The 16,318-nt window shown below is 71.7% G+C and carries 14 protein-coding genes; 12 read left to right on the top strand and 2 right to left on the bottom strand.

The genetic code is table 11. The features are described 5' to 3' along the window. Positions 1-137: 137 nt before the first annotated feature. From AB5J55_RS07630 to AB5J55_RS07620, 3 genes are all read left to right on the top strand, one after another. Positions 138-1,307 (top strand): glycerophosphodiester phosphodiesterase, encoded by a 1,170-nt coding sequence (locus AB5J55_RS07630; protein WP_369269917.1) that lies wholly within the window; start codon positions 138-140, stop codon positions 1,305-1,307. 74 nt (positions 1,308-1,381) lie between these two features. Then, positions 1,382-1,891 carry a sigma-70 family RNA polymerase sigma factor gene (locus tag AB5J55_RS07625; RefSeq protein ID WP_369269916.1) on the top strand — a complete coding sequence of 170 codons (510 nt, stop codon included), beginning with the start codon at positions 1,382-1,384 and terminating at the stop codon, positions 1,889-1,891. A 45-nt stretch (positions 1,892-1,936) separates the two neighbouring features. Continuing rightward, positions 1,937-2,434: a GNAT family N-acetyltransferase gene (locus AB5J55_RS07620; RefSeq protein WP_369269915.1), complete on the top strand. Its 498-nt coding sequence runs from the start codon at positions 1,937-1,939 to the stop codon at positions 2,432-2,434. A 70-nt stretch (positions 2,435-2,504) separates the two neighbouring features. On the opposite strand, the gene AB5J55_RS07615 is transcribed toward AB5J55_RS07620, so the two are convergent. Next, positions 2,505-2,954, bottom strand: coding sequence for a hypothetical protein (locus AB5J55_RS07615; protein WP_369269914.1), 450 nt, complete (start codon positions 2,952-2,954; stop codon positions 2,505-2,507). Further along, complete coding sequence (locus AB5J55_RS07610; protein ID WP_369269913.1) at positions 2,935-3,294, bottom strand: hypothetical protein; 360 nt, start codon at positions 3,292-3,294, stop codon at positions 2,935-2,937. Before AB5J55_RS07610 ends, AB5J55_RS07615 begins: the two co-directional genes overlap by 20 nt. 458 nt (positions 3,295-3,752) lie before the next feature. On the opposite strand from AB5J55_RS07610, the gene AB5J55_RS07605 reads away from it, so the two are divergent. The 9 genes from AB5J55_RS07605 to cobA all read left to right on the top strand — a co-directional run bounded on the left by AB5J55_RS07605 (position 3,753) and on the right by cobA (position 16,316). Further along, complete coding sequence (locus AB5J55_RS07605; RefSeq protein ID WP_369269912.1) at positions 3,753-4,403, top strand: HAD-IA family hydrolase; 651 nt, start codon at positions 3,753-3,755, stop codon at positions 4,401-4,403. A 381-nt stretch (positions 4,404-4,784) separates the two neighbouring features. Further along, on the top strand, positions 4,785-5,834 hold the full coding sequence (locus AB5J55_RS07600) for a methionine ABC transporter ATP-binding protein (protein ID WP_369269911.1): 1,050 nt from the start codon (positions 4,785-4,787) through the stop codon (positions 5,832-5,834). Next, the gene (locus AB5J55_RS07595) at positions 5,831-6,556 is read left to right on the top strand and encodes a methionine ABC transporter permease (protein WP_369269910.1); all 726 of its coding nucleotides are present in this window, start codon (positions 5,831-5,833) and stop codon (positions 6,554-6,556) included. The genes AB5J55_RS07600 and AB5J55_RS07595 overlap by 4 nt, the downstream gene beginning before the upstream one ends. Positions 6,557-6,633: 77 nt before the next feature. After that, positions 6,634-7,467, top strand: coding sequence for a MetQ/NlpA family ABC transporter substrate-binding protein (locus tag AB5J55_RS07590; RefSeq protein ID WP_369269909.1), 834 nt, complete (start codon positions 6,634-6,636; stop codon positions 7,465-7,467). A gap of 8 nt (positions 7,468-7,475) precedes the next feature. Next, positions 7,476-8,303: a MetQ/NlpA family ABC transporter substrate-binding protein gene (locus AB5J55_RS07585; RefSeq protein ID WP_369269908.1), complete on the top strand. Its 828-nt coding sequence runs from the start codon at positions 7,476-7,478 to the stop codon at positions 8,301-8,303. 142 nt (positions 8,304-8,445) lie between these two features. Continuing rightward, positions 8,446-9,078, top strand: coding sequence for a GNAT family N-acetyltransferase (locus AB5J55_RS07580; RefSeq protein ID WP_369269907.1), 633 nt, complete (start codon positions 8,446-8,448; stop codon positions 9,076-9,078). Between the two features lie 115 nt (positions 9,079-9,193). After that, entirely contained in the window at positions 9,194-10,411 is a 1,218-nt protein-coding gene (gene cbiE, locus AB5J55_RS07575) for a precorrin-6y C5,15-methyltransferase (decarboxylating) subunit CbiE (RefSeq protein WP_369269906.1), read from the top strand. A 417-nt stretch (positions 10,412-10,828) separates the two neighbouring features. Beyond that, positions 10,829-14,935 (top strand): nicotinate-nucleotide--dimethylbenzimidazole phosphoribosyltransferase, encoded by a 4,107-nt coding sequence (gene cobT, locus AB5J55_RS07570; RefSeq protein WP_369269905.1) that lies wholly within the window; start codon positions 10,829-10,831, stop codon positions 14,933-14,935. Between the two features lie 139 nt (positions 14,936-15,074). After that, complete coding sequence (gene cobA, locus AB5J55_RS07565; RefSeq protein WP_369269904.1) at positions 15,075-16,316, top strand: uroporphyrinogen-III C-methyltransferase; 1,242 nt, start codon at positions 15,075-15,077, stop codon at positions 16,314-16,316. The last annotated feature ends 2 nt before the right edge of the window (positions 16,317-16,318 follow it).

Here is a 16,318-nt window from a genome sequence, read left to right as displayed (position 1 = left end):
CCGACGGGCCGTCACCTCACCGTTCCGGTACGACATTCAGCATCACCCGCGAGTTCCGCCGCAGGTCTCCCATCCGTCATGGACACACACCTACGATCGGCCCGCACTGAAATGGGCGGACGGTCAGGAGGGCCCTCATGGGAACCCAGGAGAACGAGCAGACGGGCGTCACCGGACGGCGGATGCTTCTCGGCGCGGCTGTGCTCGGCGCGGGCGGAGCGGTCCTCGGGCTGTCCGGTACGGCGAGAGCGGCCGAGGCCCGGCACGGCGGCTCGGGCGGCGGCCTGAAGAGCCTGCCCAAGCCGACGATCATCGGCCACCGCGGTGCCAGCGGCTACCGGCCCGAGCACACCCTCGGCTCCTACCAGCTGGCCCTCGACATGGGCGCCGACATCGTCGAGGCCGGCGACCTGGTGCCCACCAAGGACGGCCACCTCGTCTGCCGGCACGAGCCGGAGATCGGCGGCACGACCGACGTCGCGAACCATCCCGAGTTCGCCGACCGCAAGAAGACCAAGTCCCTCGACGGCGTCGCCACCACCGGCTGGTTCACCGAGGACTTCACGCTCGCCGAGCTGAAGACCCTGCGCGCGACCGAGCGCATCCCCGCCAACCGCCCGCACAACACCCTCTACAACGGCCGCTGGGAGATCCCCACCTTCGAAGAGGTCCTGCGCTGGCAGGACGAGCAGAGCCGCAAGCGCGGCAAGCAGGTCTGGATCTACCCCGAGCTCAAGCACCCCACGTACTTCCGCAAGCAGGGCCTCGCCCTGGAGGAGCGGGTCGCCAAGGTGCTGCACAAGTACGGCAAGGACCGGCGGAACTCGCCCGTCATCCTCCAGTCCTTCGAGCCGACCAGCATCCAGCGGCTGAACAAGCTCGTCGACAACCCGCTGGTCGTCCTGCTGTCCGGCGCGACCACCCGCCCCTGGGACTTCGTCGAGACGGGTGACCCGCGCACGGTCGCCGACCTGGTCAAGCCGGCCGGCCTCAGGGAGATCGCGTCCTACGCCCAAGGCATCGGCCCCACCCTGGACCTGGTCATCCCGAAGGACGCGAACGGCAACCTCACCCAGCCCACCACGCTGGTCGCCGACGCGCACAAGGTCGGGCTGATCCTGCACCCCTACACGATGCGCAACGAGAACCCCTTCCTGCCGACGAGCTTCCGCAAGGGCACCGACGCGGACGCCTACGGTGACGTCTTCGGCGCCTACAGGACGTACTTCGCGACCGGCATCGACGGCGTCTTCACCGACAACCCCGACACCGGCCTGCTGGCCCGCGAGGACTTCGTCAACGGCTGAGACCCGCGCCCCGGTTGGGGTGACTGTCGGCCGCCCGGGCAACCCCGCGCCCGGGCGGCCGCGTCGTGCCGCATATGACGGACGACCTGGTTGCCGCCCTGCGCCCGCTGCTCCTCGCGGAGGCCTCAGCCGAGGCACCTGCCTCCGGAGCGGAGCCGGGCGACCTGGAACAGGCGGTCTGGCTCCGCCTCCTGGAACGCCTCGACTCCGACGGCCCGCCCGTGGACCCGCCGGGCTGGCTGCGCAGGGCGGTCCGCGCCGAGGCCCGCAGGAGCCGCCGTACGACACGCCATGAACGCCCGTACGAGCACGAGCCCGCCGCCGACACCGACCGTCACGACCCCGAGCACCTCGCCCTCGCGGCCGCCCGCCATCGCGCCCTGCGCGACGCGGTGCGCCGCCTCCCCGGCCGCTGCCCCCGCCTCGTCGAGGCCCTGCTCTCCCCGAACGACCTGACATACCGGGAAATCGCGGGGGAGTTGGGTATCTCACAGGGCAGTCTCGGCCCGGAACGTTCCAGATGCCTGGGATGTCTGCGTCGAATGCTCACGCCGGAGGTTGCGGCCCGCGGAGCGCGGGGATAGGAGTGAGGGACGACAGGCGATCAGGTGAGCGGGAGGCGTGCGCACATGGGCATGAGCGTGACCATCTCGGCGGCGACCGAGCAGGACGCGGAGCAGATCTTCAGGCTTCAATACCTGTGCTTCCAGAGCGAGGCGGCGCTGTACGGCAACTACCGCATCGACCCGCTCGTCCAGACACTGGACTCGGTCCGTGCGGAGGTCGCCGCGGACTGCGTCTTCGTGGCACGCCTCGGCGAGGAGGTGGTCGGCTCCGTCCGCGGCAGCGTCACCGAGGACGGCGCGGCGGCCATCGGCAAGCTCTGCGTCCACCCGCGCCTGCAGGGCCACGGCATCGGCGCCCGCCTCCTGCGCGCCGCCGAAGCCGCCCTGACCGAACAGCGCGGTGCCAAGAGGTTCCGCCTGGAGGCCGGCCACCGCAGCGAGGGCAACCTGCGCCTGTACCGCAAGGTGGGTTACGAGGCGGTGGGCACGTCGAAGGGGGCCGACGGCGTTCCGATGGTCGTCTTGGAGAAGCCGGCCGGGACATACGCGACAACAGCGTGACTGCAACGCCCCAAAGGGGCGCGGGGAACTGCGCGACCAGCCACAACGTGCTCGCGGCCGCCTGACAACCTCAGGCGGCATCCTCGCGAGGCGCCCGCTTCCGCAGCCAGTACAGCGCGGACAGAGGCAGAAGCACGGGAATGAACAAGTACCCCATGCCGAAGTCGGACCACACGGTCGCATCGGGAAACGCCGACGGCTCGACGAGGGTCCACGTGCCTACGACCAGCACGCCCACCAGTTCGGCCGCGCAGCAGATCCGCGCTGCCTTGCGGGCCGTCTCGCCCCCGCGTACGAGCGTGTACGTGATGAAGCCGTACACCACGCCCGCCACCGCCGACAGCGAATAGGCGAGCGGCGCCCGGTCGAACTCAGTCGCGATCTGGTACGCCGATCGCGACACGGCGCCGACCACCATCACGCCGTACAGCCACACCAGCACGATCCCGGGGCCGCTGATCAGCCGTGCCCTGCCGGGCTTGTCCTGCGTCACGGCCACCTCAGCCTCCCCAGATGTCATAGAGCCGCACCTCGAGCACGGCCAGCACCACGCCGCCCGCGGCGACCGTCACCGACCCCCACTTGCTCCGCTCGGCCAGCGACATGAACCCGGCGGCGGGAATGCAGGCGAACGAGCCCAGCAGATAGGCCACGAAGATCGTCGTGCCCTGCTCCGGCTTCTCGCCCCGCGCCAGCAGCACGATCCCGATCACCAGCTGCACCAGGGCCAGCACCGTCACCACGGCCATGCCGATGAAGTGCCAGTCCTTCGTCGGCTGATCACGGTACGCCGCCCAACCGCACCACGCGGCGAGCAGCAGCGCGGCGACCCCGGTCACCAGCGTCAGGGCATCAAACATGTGGCGAGCCTATTACGGGCCAAAAGGCCAGGTGCGCCCGGCCCCGGCGCCCGACCCCGGCGGCCGGCCGGTGGCGGCCGGCCGACCGGTTCGTCGGCGACGAGGCCACCGTTCAGGCACCGCTGCCACAGCCCGTGCTGCGACTCGTTGGCATCGGGTGCGCGCCGGACGGTGAACACCGGGTTCGGCCCCGTTTCGATCAGGTGCAGCAGCGACCAGGCCACGCCGTCGCAGTCGCCGGGCCGAAGCAGACCGCCGGCGCACGAGTCTCCTCGACCGTCACCGGTTCGACGATCGCGTCCAGTTGCCCGACTCGGCGATCGGTCTCGTCCCCGTCGTCGTACCCGCTCGGCAACTCCCCGTCGGCCACCATGGCCGTCGCCGCCGGTCTCGTGCGGGCACGATCGACGCCCGAGGCCGTGACCGGCAAGCTCCGGCGGCCCCGTAGGGTCTGGACCATGACGATCCACGCACGCGCTCTCCTGTTCGACAACGACGGCACCCTGGTCTCCTCCCTCGATTCCGTGGACCGCTGCTGGACCAGGTGGGCCGGGGAGTACGGGATCACGGCCGAGGAGTTCGGGCGGATCGAGCTGCACGGGCGGCCGGCTGTGGAGATAGCCGCCGACCTGCTGCCCGCCGACGTCGTGCCGGAGGCCCTCGCGCGGATCGAGGCGCTGGAGGTGGAGGACGTGCCCAACGGCGGCGTCCACCTGCTGCCCGGCACCAAGGACTTCCTCGACTCGCTGCCCGCCGACCGCTGGGCCGTCGTCACCTCCGCCACCCGGCGCCTCGCCGAGGCCCGCCTCGACGCAGTCGGCATCCTGCCCAAGACCCTGATCGCCGCCGACGACATCACGCGCGGCAAGCCCGACCCCGAGCCCTACCTCCTCGCCGCTCGGCAGCTGGGCGTCGACCCCGCGCACTGCGTCGTCTTCGAGGACGCCCCCGCCGGCCTGGCGGCCGGCCGCGCCGCCGGAATGACCACCGTGGCGTTCACCACAACCCACCAGGCCCACGAGCTGGACGCCGACTACGTGGTGAAGGACCTGTCGGCCCTGTCAGCACTGGTCACCGATGCCGGAGTCGAGATCTCCGTACGCGCCTGAGCGCTGTCCGCCGCTGTCCAGTATGCGGACAGCGGCGGTTGGTAAGGACCGTACGTCTGGTTTACTGATCGCATGACCACGACGAGCTGCCGCACCCTTGCGACCGAGGCGACCCTTGCGCCCGGTGCTCGTTGTATGTGTCGAATGTGCGCCTTCTAGAGGGCCCCTGCACCATCTGAGCCTCGCGCCCCGAAGCGAGAGCCCGCTCATGTCCGCCCGTACGCCCCGCGTACGTGACTGAGCCGCGCCCCGCGCACACGTCCGCCCCCACGTTCCACCGCGTTCGCGGGAAGCCGTGCTGCGTTCCGGCCGCCTTCGACCACGAATGCCCCGTGTTCGGTGCCCACGATGCGCCGCGCACTCGACAGTGACGGAAACCCAGTGATCACCACATCGGGCCTGACCAAGGTCTATCGCTCGCGCGGCCGTGAGGTCACCGCCCTCGACGGCGTCGACCTGCACGTCCGCGAAGGCGAGGTCTACGGCGTCATCGGCCAGTCCGGCGCCGGCAAGTCCTCCCTCATCCGCTGCATCAACCTGCTGGAGCGCCCCACCGCCGGCACGGTGTCCGTCGCCGGGCAGGACCTCACGGCCCTGGCGGGACGCGGTCCCCGGGCCGGCCGGGAGCTGCGCCGGGCGCGCAGCCGTATCGGCATGGTCTTCCAGCACTTCAACCTGCTGTCCTCGCGGACGGTTCAGGACAACGTCGAGCTGCCGCTCGAAATCCTCGGCACGTCAGGCAAGGACCGCTCCCGCAAGGCACTCGAACTGCTCGACCTGGTGGGTCTCGCGGACAAGGCCAAGGCCTACCCCGCCCAGCTATCCGGCGGTCAGAAGCAGCGCGTCGGCATCGCCCGCGCCCTGGCCGGCGACCCCAAGGTGCTGCTCTCCGACGAGGCCACCAGCGCCCTCGACCCGGAGACCACCCGCTCCATCCTCCAGCTGCTGCGCGACCTGAACCGGCAGCTGGGCCTGACCGTCCTGCTCATCACCCACGAGATGGACGTCGTGAAGTCGATCTGCGACTCGGCCGCGCTCATGGAGAACGGCCGCGTCGTGGAGTCCGGCACGGTCAGCGGGCTGCTCGCGACCCCCGGCTCCGAACTGGCCTCCGCGCTCTTCCCGGTGGGCGGCGAGGCCTCCGCCGACGACCGCACCGTCGTCGACGTGACCTTCCAGGGCGAGGCCGCCACCCAGCCGGTCATCTCGCAGCTCTCGCGCACCTACAACATCGACATCTCGATCCTCGGCGCCGCCATCGACACCGTCGGCGGCCTCCAGGTCGGTCGGATGCGCATCGAGCTGCCCGGCCGCTACGAGGACAACGTCGTGCCGATCGGCTTCCTGCGCGAACAGGGCCTGCAGATCGACGTCGTCGGCCAAGAGGCCCGGCAGCCCGTCTCCGCGCTGGTGAAGGAAGGTGCCAAGTGACCTGGTCCGAGATGCAGCCCCTGCTGGAGCAGGCGTGTTGGGACACCCTCTACATGGTGGGCTGGTCCACCCTCATCGCGGTCGTCGGCGGCCTCCCGCTCGGCATCCTCCTCGTCCTCACCGACAAGGGCGGCCTGCTGCAGAACGTCGTCGCCAACAAGGTCATCGGGCAGATCGTGAACGTCGCCCGCTCGATGCCGTTCATCATCCTGATGGTCGCGCTGATGGGCTTCACGCGCTCGATCACCGGCACGACCATCGGCCGCGAGGCCGCCATCGTGCCGCTCGCGATCGGCGCGATCCCCTTCTTCGCCCGCCTCGTTGAGACGGCTGTCCGCGAAGTGGACGGCGGGCTCGTCGAGGCCGTGCAGTCGATGGGCGGCAACACCTGGACCATCGTCCGCAAGGTCCTCGTACCCGAGTCCCTGCCCTCGCTCATCGCCAGCACCACGACCACGATCGTCGCCCTCATCGGCTACTCGGCCATGGCCGGCACGGTCGGCGCCGGCGGCCTCGGCGACATCGCGATCCGCTACGGGTACCAGCGCTTCGAGACCGAACTGATGTGGCTGACCGTCGGGATCCTCGCCGTCGTCATCTCCCTCATCCAGTTCGCCGGCGACTACACCGCCCGCTCCCTGCACCGCAGGGGCGGCCACTCGGGCGCGGCGCCCAAACTCCGCCTGCTCAAGGCCTCCACGGCCACGAGCAAGACCGTCTGAACCCTCCCGGACGGGCACCCAGAACTCCCCGAGAACCCAAGTCGGGGTCGCACCACCCATAAGGAAAGGCACTTTTCGTGCGTAACACCGCCAAGATCACCACTGCTGTCCTCGCCGCCGGAGCCCTCACCCTCGGGCTCTCCGCCTGCGGCTCGGACAAGGACTCCGGCTCCGACGCGAGCGCCCCGCTGAAGGTCGCCGCCACGCCGACCCCGCAGGGCGAGATCCTCACCTACATCAAGGACGACCTCGCGAAGAAGGCGGGCCTCGAACTCGAGGTCCGGGAGTTCACCGACTACGTGACGCCGAACACGGCCGTCCAGCAGGGTGAGGTCGACGCCAACTACTTCCAGCACCAGCCGTACCTGGACGACTTCAACAAGAAGAACGGCACCGACATCGTCGCCGTGCCGAACGCCACCGTGCACCTGGAGCCGCTCGGCGTGTACTCCCAGGGCGTCAAGAAGCTCACGGACCTCAAGAAGGGCGCCACGGTCGCCCTGCCGAACGACACCACCAACGAGGCCCGCGCGCTCAAGCTCCTGGAAGCCAACGGCGTCATCAAGCTGAAGGCCGGCGTCGGCTACGACGCGACCCCCAAGGACGTCGCCTCCAACCCCAAGAACCTGAACTTCAAGGAGCTGGAGGCGGCCCAGCTGCCGCGCTCCCTCGGTGACGTCGACGCCGCCGTCATCAACGGCAACTACGCGCTGGAGGCCGACCTCAGCCCGGCCGAGGACGCCATCGCCGCCGAGTCGCCCGAGGACAACCCGTACGGCAACTTCCTCGCGGTGAAGAAGGGCAACGAGGACGACCCGCGCGTGCAGAAGCTCGCGAAGCTGCTCACCTCGCCCGAGGTGAAGAAGTTCATCGAGGACAAGTACGACGGCGCGGTCGTCGCGGCCTTCTGATGAGCATCGTGAGGCGCCGACGCCCTGTACTGCTCACGGCCGCGCTCGCGGGTGCCCTCTCCCTCGGCCTCACCGCCTGTGGCTCGGGCTCCGGCGGTGGTGACGACGACACCCTGGTCGTCGGCGCCACCGCCGTCCCGGCCGGCGAGGTCCTGACGTACGTCAAGGACGATCTCGCCGCGAAGGCCGGGCTGAAGCTGGAGATCAGGGAGTTCACGGACTACGTCCTGCCGAACACCGCCCTCCAGGAAGGCTCGCTGGACGCGAACCTCTACCAGAACGAGCCCTACCTGGACGAGTTCAACGAGTCCAAGGGGACCGACCTGGTCCCGGTGGTCAAGGCCTATCTGCCGCCCATGGGCGTCTACTCGAACAAGGTCACCGACGTCACGAAGCTCGCCGACGGAGCCACCGTCGCCGTGCCGAACGACACCACCAACGAGGGCCGCGCCCTGAAGCTGCTCGCCTCCAAGGGCGTCATCACGCTCAAGGAGGGCGCGGGCACGGACGCGTCCCCGGCGGACATCGCCGCCAACCCCCGGCACCTGAAGTTCCAGGAGCTGGAACCCGCCCAGCTGCCCCGCTCGCTCGACGACGTGGCCGTGGCGGTGATCAACAACAACTACGCGCAGGACGCCGGCCTCAGCCCCACCGAGGACGCCATCCTCCTGGAGTCGGCGAAGGACAACCCCTACGCCAACCTCCTGGCCGTGAAGAAGGGCAACGAGGACGACCCCCGGGTCGAGAAGCTCGCGAAGCTCCTCGCCTCGTCCGAGGTGCGGAAGTTCATCGAGGACAAGTACAAGGGCTCGGTCCTGCCGGTGACTTCCGGCTGACGGGGCGTAAACGGCGTATCGCCACGCACGGGGTCCACTCCTTCACTTGGGGTGGACCCCGTGGTGCAGTTCAGTGCTTTCATGCTGCATGCTGGGCAGTTCAGCAGGCCCTGCAGGTTTTCCGAAGGTTACGGAGTGGCGCATGACTAGCACCTTCCCCAACATCTCCATCAGCACGGAGCGGTTGGTGCTGCGTCCCTTCGAAGACCTGGACATCCAGTCGTTGGCCGAGATGATGAACGACGAACTGGTCACCGCCTGGACCTCCGTGCCGCAGCCCTACACCGAGGCCGACGCCCGCGCCTGGATCACCGAACTCGCCCCCGCCGAACGCACCGAGGGGCACGGCATAGTCTTCGCGGTCTCCGAGTTCCTCACCCAGCGTCTCGTCGGCATCGTCCGGCTGCAGAACACCGACTGGCGTGTCCGCTCCAGCGAGATCTCCTACGTCGTCGCACCCTGGGCGCGCGGCGAGGGCTACGCCTGCGAAGCGGCCCTGGCCACCGCGCAGTGGCTCTTCCACGACCAGAAGTTCGAACGGCTGGAACTGCGCACCGCCGCCGACAACACCGCCTCCCAGCAGGTGGCGCAGAAGATCGGCTGTATCAGCGAGGGCGTACTGCGCGGCGCCTGGATAGCGCGCGCCAGGACCGACAGCGGCGAGTGGATCGACGTCCGCACGGACCTCATCGTCTGGAGCCTGCTGCCCGAGGACCTGGAAGGCGTCGGCGATCAGTCGGCCGACGGCTTCACCTCGTTCGGTGACTGGAACTGACGGGTAGCGAACCCACGGGCGCCCGGGGTGCCCGCGCGGCGACCAGGTACCCTCACGGAGCCTGCCCCTCGGGCTGCCCGACGACGACCTGCGCAATCCCTGGAGAGAGACGACGATGGCCGACCGGGTCACGGTGATCGGCTGGGACGGCTCGCCGCTGACCGCCGCGGCACGCTCCGCCCTGGGTGCCGCCACGCTGGTGGCCGGTGCCGCCCACCACCTGGCGCTCCCCGAGGTGCCGCCCGCCGCAGAGCGCATCCGCCTCGGCAGCGTCGCCCTCGCCGCCCGCCGGATCGCCGGCCACCGCGGCACCGCGGTCGTGTTCGCCGACGGTGACCCCGGCTTCTTCGGAGTCGTACGGACCCTGCGCGCGCCCGAGTTCGGCCTGGAGGTCGAGGTCGTCCCCGCCGTCTCCTCCGTCGCCGCCGCCTTCGCCCGGGCCGGCATGCCCTGGGACGACGCACAAGTGGTCGTCGCACACCCCCGAACCCTGCGCCGCGCGGTCAATGTGTGCCGCGCCCACACCAAGGTCGCAGTCCTCACCGCACCCGGCGCGGGCCCCGCCGAACTCGGCCTGCTCCTCGAAGGCGTCCACCGCACCTTCGTCATCTGCGAGGAACTGGGCACCGACCGCGAACAGGTCACCGTCGTCACCTCCGACAAGGCCGCCGACCACACCTGGCGCGACCCGAACGTCGTGATCGTCATCGGCGGCAAGGTGGCCGCCACGGAGGGCGGCGGGTGGATCGCCGGCCGCGACCCCTCTGCCGCGCCGCGCGGCTGGACGCTGCCCGCCGAGGCCTACGGCGGTCTCATGGGCGAAGGCGAGCTGGAGCCGCTCCGCTCCGCCCAACTCGTCCGGCTCGGCCCCCGCGTCGGCGACCTGGTGTGGGACATCGGCTGCGGCAGCGGCGCCTTCGCCACCGAGGCGGCCCGGGCCGGCGCCGCCGTCATCGCCGTCGACCGCGACCCGCGCGCCTGCGAGCGCACCGAGGCCAACGCCCGCGGGTTCGGGGTCCAGCTCCAGATCGTCCACGGCAGGGCACCGCACGTGCTGGAGAACCTCCCCGAACCGGACGTCGTGCGCATCGGAGGCGGGGGAGCGGACGTCGTCTCCGCCGTCGCCGACCGGCGCCCGCAGCGCATCGTCACGCACGCCGCCACCCGCGACGAGGCCGAACTCATCGGCCGCGACCTCACCCAGCACGGCTACGACGTGGAGTGCGCCCTCCTGCAGTCCGTGCAACTCGACACGCGTGCCTGGAGGGAGCGGGAGCGGACGGTCGCGTTCCTGCTCACCGGAGATCTGGGGCGGCGCGAAGCGCCTCGTTGAGGGGTGGTGGTCGGGCGACGGGCGGGCACTGACCGACCGCACAGTGTAATCGCGTAGCCCTCCCCGTGATCCGGTTGTCGTACCGCGCGCGGTAGGCTGGCCGATCGTTGTACCGCACTCGGTCGCCCGGCACTTCGTCGGTCAATGTCCGGAAAAACGCTCCCCATTTGGGGTGGGTGTGGTACGGCGAAACCGGAGGACGCGCAACGTGGCGCAGTCCACAGCGGCCTGTCGCGGATCAACCTGTCGCGACGGTCGAACGGCCACGACAATGCCACTCAATGGCTTTGTCGCCTTTTTTGGGCGGGTCGTTCGTGCCGCTGGGCACGCACGCTCGTTCTTCACTACGGGGGCGGTCGGTGCGCCGTCCCCGGTGAGCTGGTCGTGGAAGCACTAACCGATGGGCGAGGGGTACGCATGACCGACACCGGCCAGGTCCCGGGCGAGGGACTGCCGGAGAGCGCAGGCATGGTGGAGCAGCCGGGCGCCCCCGCGGCGCACGGTACGTACACCTACCTCTCCGAGACCACTGCCGAGGACGAAGACCTGCTGCTGCCCGGCTCCCAGGGCGCCTGGGGCACAGAGGTCGCCCCGCCCGCGCCGGAGCCGGTCCTCGAGGCCCTGCACGAGCCGGGCGCGCACGAGATGTCCGGCCGCGACAGCGGTTCGGTCGACCTCAGCGCCGTCCGTCTGCCGGCCCCGTCGGCGCCCATTCCGCCGATCACTCCCCGTCGCCCCCTGCACCTCGGTCCGCCCCTCCCCGACGCCTCCGCCAGCCCGGTCCGCTCTCTCGCCGACCGCGGCGCCGTCGGCGCCCCCGCCCGCCAGGTCGGCCCCGAGTACCTGGACGTCCCGCAGCACCGCGAGGCGTCGGCCCCACAGCCGGCGGCCGCCTGGGGCACGTCCGCCCAGGCCGCCGTGCCGGTGAGCACCGAGGCACCGGCTGCCGAAACGGTTGTTCCGACCGGACAGCAGGTGGCCACGGAGGGCAGCGCCGAGGCAGGTGCCGTTCAGGAGGCCGAGGTCGGCGTGCCTGCTCCGCAGGAGGCGGCGTACGGCGCCCAGGAGCCGTCGGGTGACGATGCCGCGTCGGCTGCCGGGGCGGTGCACGGCCAGGATGCCGGTGAGGCGCCCACGGCCGCGTTTGCTCCTGGGGCCGATGAGAGTGCGGCGGCTCCTGCTTCCGAGGCCGACCAGGCTGTGGGCGTGAATTCGGACGCCGGTGAGGCTGCGGTGGACGAGGCCGATCCCGGTGCCGCCGATGTCGCAGCTCCTGCGGCTGCGGTGGACACCCCTGCTGGGGGCGTCCCGGTGAGCGAGGTCGACTCGGGTGCCGGTCAGGCGCCGGGGGACCTGGCTGCCGATGCGGCCGCTGACGGCCCTGCGCAGGTTGCCGCTGCGACCGCTGGTGACGCCGGGCACGGTTCCGAGATGCCCGCGGCTGAGGCTGCGCCGCTGCCTGAGCAGACGGGCCCCGAAGCCGTGCAGCTTCCTGAGCAGGCGGTTCCTGAGGCTGGGCCGCTTCCCGAGCAGGCGGTCCCTGAGGCTGCGCTGCTCCCCGAGCAGACGGCTCCTGAAGCCGTGCCGTTCCCCGAGCAGACGGTCCCTGAAGCCGCGCCGCTGCCCGAGCAGACGGTCCCTGAAGCCGTGCCGTTCCCCGAGCAGACGGTCCCTGAGGTTGCCCCGCTTCCCGAGGCGCCGGCTCCCGAAGGCGACCCGATCCCCGGCGCCCCTGCCCCTGAAGCTGTTCAGGTCCCTGCCGCCCCCGCTCCGGAAGCCGCCCCGCTTCTGGACGCTCCCGTGCCCGAGGCCCCCGTGCAGGTCGCCGAGCCCGCTGCACCCGAGGCGGCCCAGTTCCCGGAAGCCGTTCAGTTCCCGGACGCACCCGAGGCTCCGCAGGCCTCGGCCCCCGCTGACTCCCAGCCGTCCCCTGAGGCTGTCCCGGCCCCGGTCGCGCTCGACGCGGCGCAGGGAGTCGAGCCCGCGGAGGCCGAGAACCTCGCGCCGATCGTGCAGCCCACGGACGCCGTGACCGTGCCCGCCGACGACGCCTCGGCCGCCGTGGTCTCCGAGCCGGCCCCGGAACCCGTGGACACCGAGCAGGCATTCCAGCAGCAGTCGCCGCAGCACGCCGCTCTGCCGGACACCGAATCCGAAGCTCAGGCCGTGGCCGTGACCGCGCCCGCCGTCGACGCGGAAGCCCCGCCGACGGTCCCGGTGGCCGTCGTTGCCTCGGTGGCCCAGTTCCCGGACGCCCAGCAGGCCCCGGACGTCGCCGAGCCCGCCGTGGCGCCCCAGCCACTCGCCGCAGTCGCCGCCGATGCCGCCGCCCCGCAGCCGGCCACGGCCCAGCACGCCCCGGCCGAGGCGCCCGAGCCCTTCGTCGCCGAGCCCGCCGGCCCGCAGCTCCGGTCCCCGGCCGGCCGGCCCGCGCAGGCCCACGAGGCCCCGGCACACGCACCCGAGGAGCCCGCGGAGTCCGGTGGGGCCGGCGCCCCGGCCGTCCTCCCGACCGGTATCGCCCAGCAGCCCGCGCCCGACCAGCCGCTGGGCCAGTTCGTCCCGGTCGAGGGATCGGTGCCCACCACCCCGCACCTCGCCCCGACCCCGCCGCAGCCGATCGTCCTCCCCACGGAGGAGGCGCCGGCTGCCGGCGCCGCGGTTCCGGCACCCCGCGACGGCGACCCCGAACTCGTACAGCACGCGGAGGACCTGGACACCCGGGCCGCCGACCAGGAAGACCCCGGAGAAGAGAGCACGGCGTCCGTGGAAGAAGCACCGCAGTCCACCGGCCCGGCCGCGCCCGCCTACGACGACGCCGAACGCGAGGCCGTCCTCAAGGTCATGCGCGAGCGGCGAGACATCCGCAACGGCTTCCGCAGCGACCCCATCCCGCACGAGGTGCTGCTCCGCGTCCTGGAGGCCGCGCACACCGCGCCCTCCGTCGGCCACTCCCAGCCCTGGGACTTCGTCGTCATCCGCTCGGCCGACACCCGCCGGACCATGCACGAGCTCGCCATGCGCCAGCGCGAGGCGTACGCCAAGTCGCTGCCCAAGGGCCGGGCGAAGCAGTTCAAGGAACTGAAGATCGAGGCCATCCTCGACACCCCGGTGAACATCGTGGTCACCGCCGACCCGACCCGCGGCGGCCGCCACACCCTCGGCCGGCACACCCAGCCGCAGATGGCGCCCTACTCCGCCGCGCTCGCGGTCGAGAACCTCTGGCTCGCCGCCCGCGCCGAGGGCCTCGGCGTCGGCTGGGTCAGCTTCTTCGACGAGCGCGAGATGGTCCGCGCACTGGGGCTGCCCGAGCATCTGGAGGTCATCGCCTACCTGTGCGTCGGGTACGTCGACGAGTTCCCGGACGAGCCCGAGCTGATGCAGGCCGGCTGGTCCAAGCGCCGCCCGCTGTCCTGGGTCGTGCACGAGGAGACGTACGGCCGTCGCGCGCTGCCCGGCGAGGAGCCGCACGACCTGCTCGCCGAGACCGTCGCCCAGATCCGCCCGCTGGACGCGAAGGCGCTCGGCGAGGCCTGGGAACGGCAGAAGCGCATGACCAAGCCGGCCGGCGCGCTCGGCATGCTGGAGATCATCTCCGCGCAGTTGTCCGGGCTGTCGCGGCAGTGCCCGCCGCCGATCCCGGAGCCCGCGGCCGTCGCGATCTTCGCCGGCGACCACGGCGTGCACGCCCAGGGCGTCACCCCCTGGCCGCAGGAGGTGACGGCCCAGATGGTCGCCAACTTCCTCGGCGGCGGCGCGGTCTGCAACGCCTTCGCCGGCCAGGTGGGCGCGGAGGTCTGCATCGTCGACGTGGGCGTCGCCGCCGACCTGCCCGCCACTCCCGGCCTGCTGCCCCGCAAGGTCCGCGCGGGCACGTCCGACATGACGACCGGCCCCGCGATGTCCCGCGAGGAGGCCAAGCAGGCCATCGAGGTGGGCATCGAGACGGCCCGCGACCTGGTGGCGGCCGGCAACAAGGCGCTGCTGACGGGCGAGATGGGCATCGCCAACACGACCGCCTCGGCCGCCCTGATCTCCGTCTTCACCGGCGCCGATCCGGCCGAGGTGACCGGCCGCGGCACCGGCATCAACGACGAGACCCTCGCCCGCAAGACCGAGGTCGTCCGCCGCGCCCTCGAACTCCACCAGCCCGACCCGGCCGACCCCATCGGCGTCCTGGCGGCGATCGGCGGTTTCGAACACGCCGCGCTGGTCGGCCTCCTGCTGGGCGGCGCCTCCCTCCGTACGCCGGTGATCCTGGACGGCGTCAGCGCCGGCGCCGCCGCCCTGGTCGCCCGCGCCATCGCCCCCGAGGTCCTCGCGGCCTGCATCGCCGGCCACCGCAGCGCGGAGCCCGGCCACGTGGCCGCCCTCAACAAACTGGGCCTGCGCCCCCTGGTCGACCTCGACCTCCGCCTGGGCGAGGGCACGGGCGCCCTGCTGGCCCTCCCGCTGGTCCAGAGCACGGCGAGGGCGATGCACGAGGTGGCGACGTTCGACTCGGCGGGTGTCACCGAGAAGTGACCTCGAACCGGGGTGGGGTACGCGCTCCTGCGTGCACCCCACCCCGGCCATAGGCTGAACCAACCTCTAAAATCCGCACGTCAGGGCTGCTCCAGCGCCGTAGCACCCATCGCATTGCCAGGACGAGGAGCCGCACCTCATGGCCGAACACCCCGCCTACCCCGTAGGCCTCCGCCTCACCGGCCGCAAAGTGGTCGTCCTCGGCGGCGGCCAGGTAGCCCAGCGTCGCCTCCCGGCCCTCATCGCGGCAGGCGCGGACATCCACCTCGTGTCCCCCGACGCGACCCCCTCCGTCGAAGCCATGGCGGACGCAGGCGAGATCACCTGGCAGCAGCGCCCCTACGAGGACGGTGACCTCGCCGACGCCTGGTACGCCCTCATCGCCACCAGCGACGACGACGCCAACACCCGCGCCTCCGCCGAAGCGGAGCGCCACCGCGTCTGGTGCGTCCGCTCCGACGACGCCGACGCCGCCACCGCCTGGACCCCGGCGACGGGAACCAGCGAAGGCGTCACGGTCGCGGTCCTCACCACCGACGCGCGTGGCCGCGACCCCCGGCACACCGCCGCGATCCGCGACGCGGTCGTCGAGGGCCTGCGCGACGGCACCCTCGTCGCCCCGCACCACCGCACCCGTACGGCCGGAGTCGCCCTCGTCGGCGGCGGCCCCGGCGACCCGGACCTGATCACCGTGCGCGGCCGCCGCCTGCTCGCCGAGGCCGACGTGGTCATCACCGACCACCTGGGCCCGCGCGACCTGCTCGCGGAGCTGCCGTCGAGCGTCGAGGTGATCGACGCGGCGAAGCTGCCGTACGGCAGGTTCATGGCCCAGGAGGCCATCAACAACGCGCTGATCGAGCACGCCAAGCAGGGCAAGTCGGTCGTACGTCTCAAGGGCGGTGACCCCTTCGTCTACGGCCGTGGCATGGAGGAGGTACAGGCGCTGGCAGAGGCCGGCGTCCCGTACACGGTCGTGCCCGGCATCTCCAGCTCGATCTCGGTGCCCGGCGCCGCCGGCATCCCGGTCACCCACCGGGGCGTCGCCCACGAGTTCACCGTGGTCAGCGGCCACATCGCCCCCGACGACGAGCGCTCCCTGGTCGACTGGCCGTCCGTCGCCAAGCTGACCGGCACGCTGGTGATCCTGATGGGCGTCGCCACGATCGGGAAGGTCGCCGAGACCCTCATCGCCCACGGCAAGTCCCCGGACACGCCAGTCGCCCTGGTCCAGGAGGGCACCACGGCCGCCCAGCGCCGGGTGAACGCGACCCTCGCGACCGCCGCCGAGACGGTGCTCGCCCACGAGGTCAAGCCGCCGGCGGTCATCGTCATCGGCGAAGTCGTGAACGTGGGACCGAGCGGACCGAGCCCTTCCGCGTAACC

The sequence above is a fragment of the Streptomyces sp. R11 genome (assembly GCF_041051905.1).
Lineage (GTDB): Bacteria > Actinomycetota > Actinomycetes > Streptomycetales > Streptomycetaceae > Streptomyces.
The sequence above is the reverse complement of the archived record's forward strand: the minus strand, read 5'-3'. Positions and strand labels throughout refer to the sequence as shown.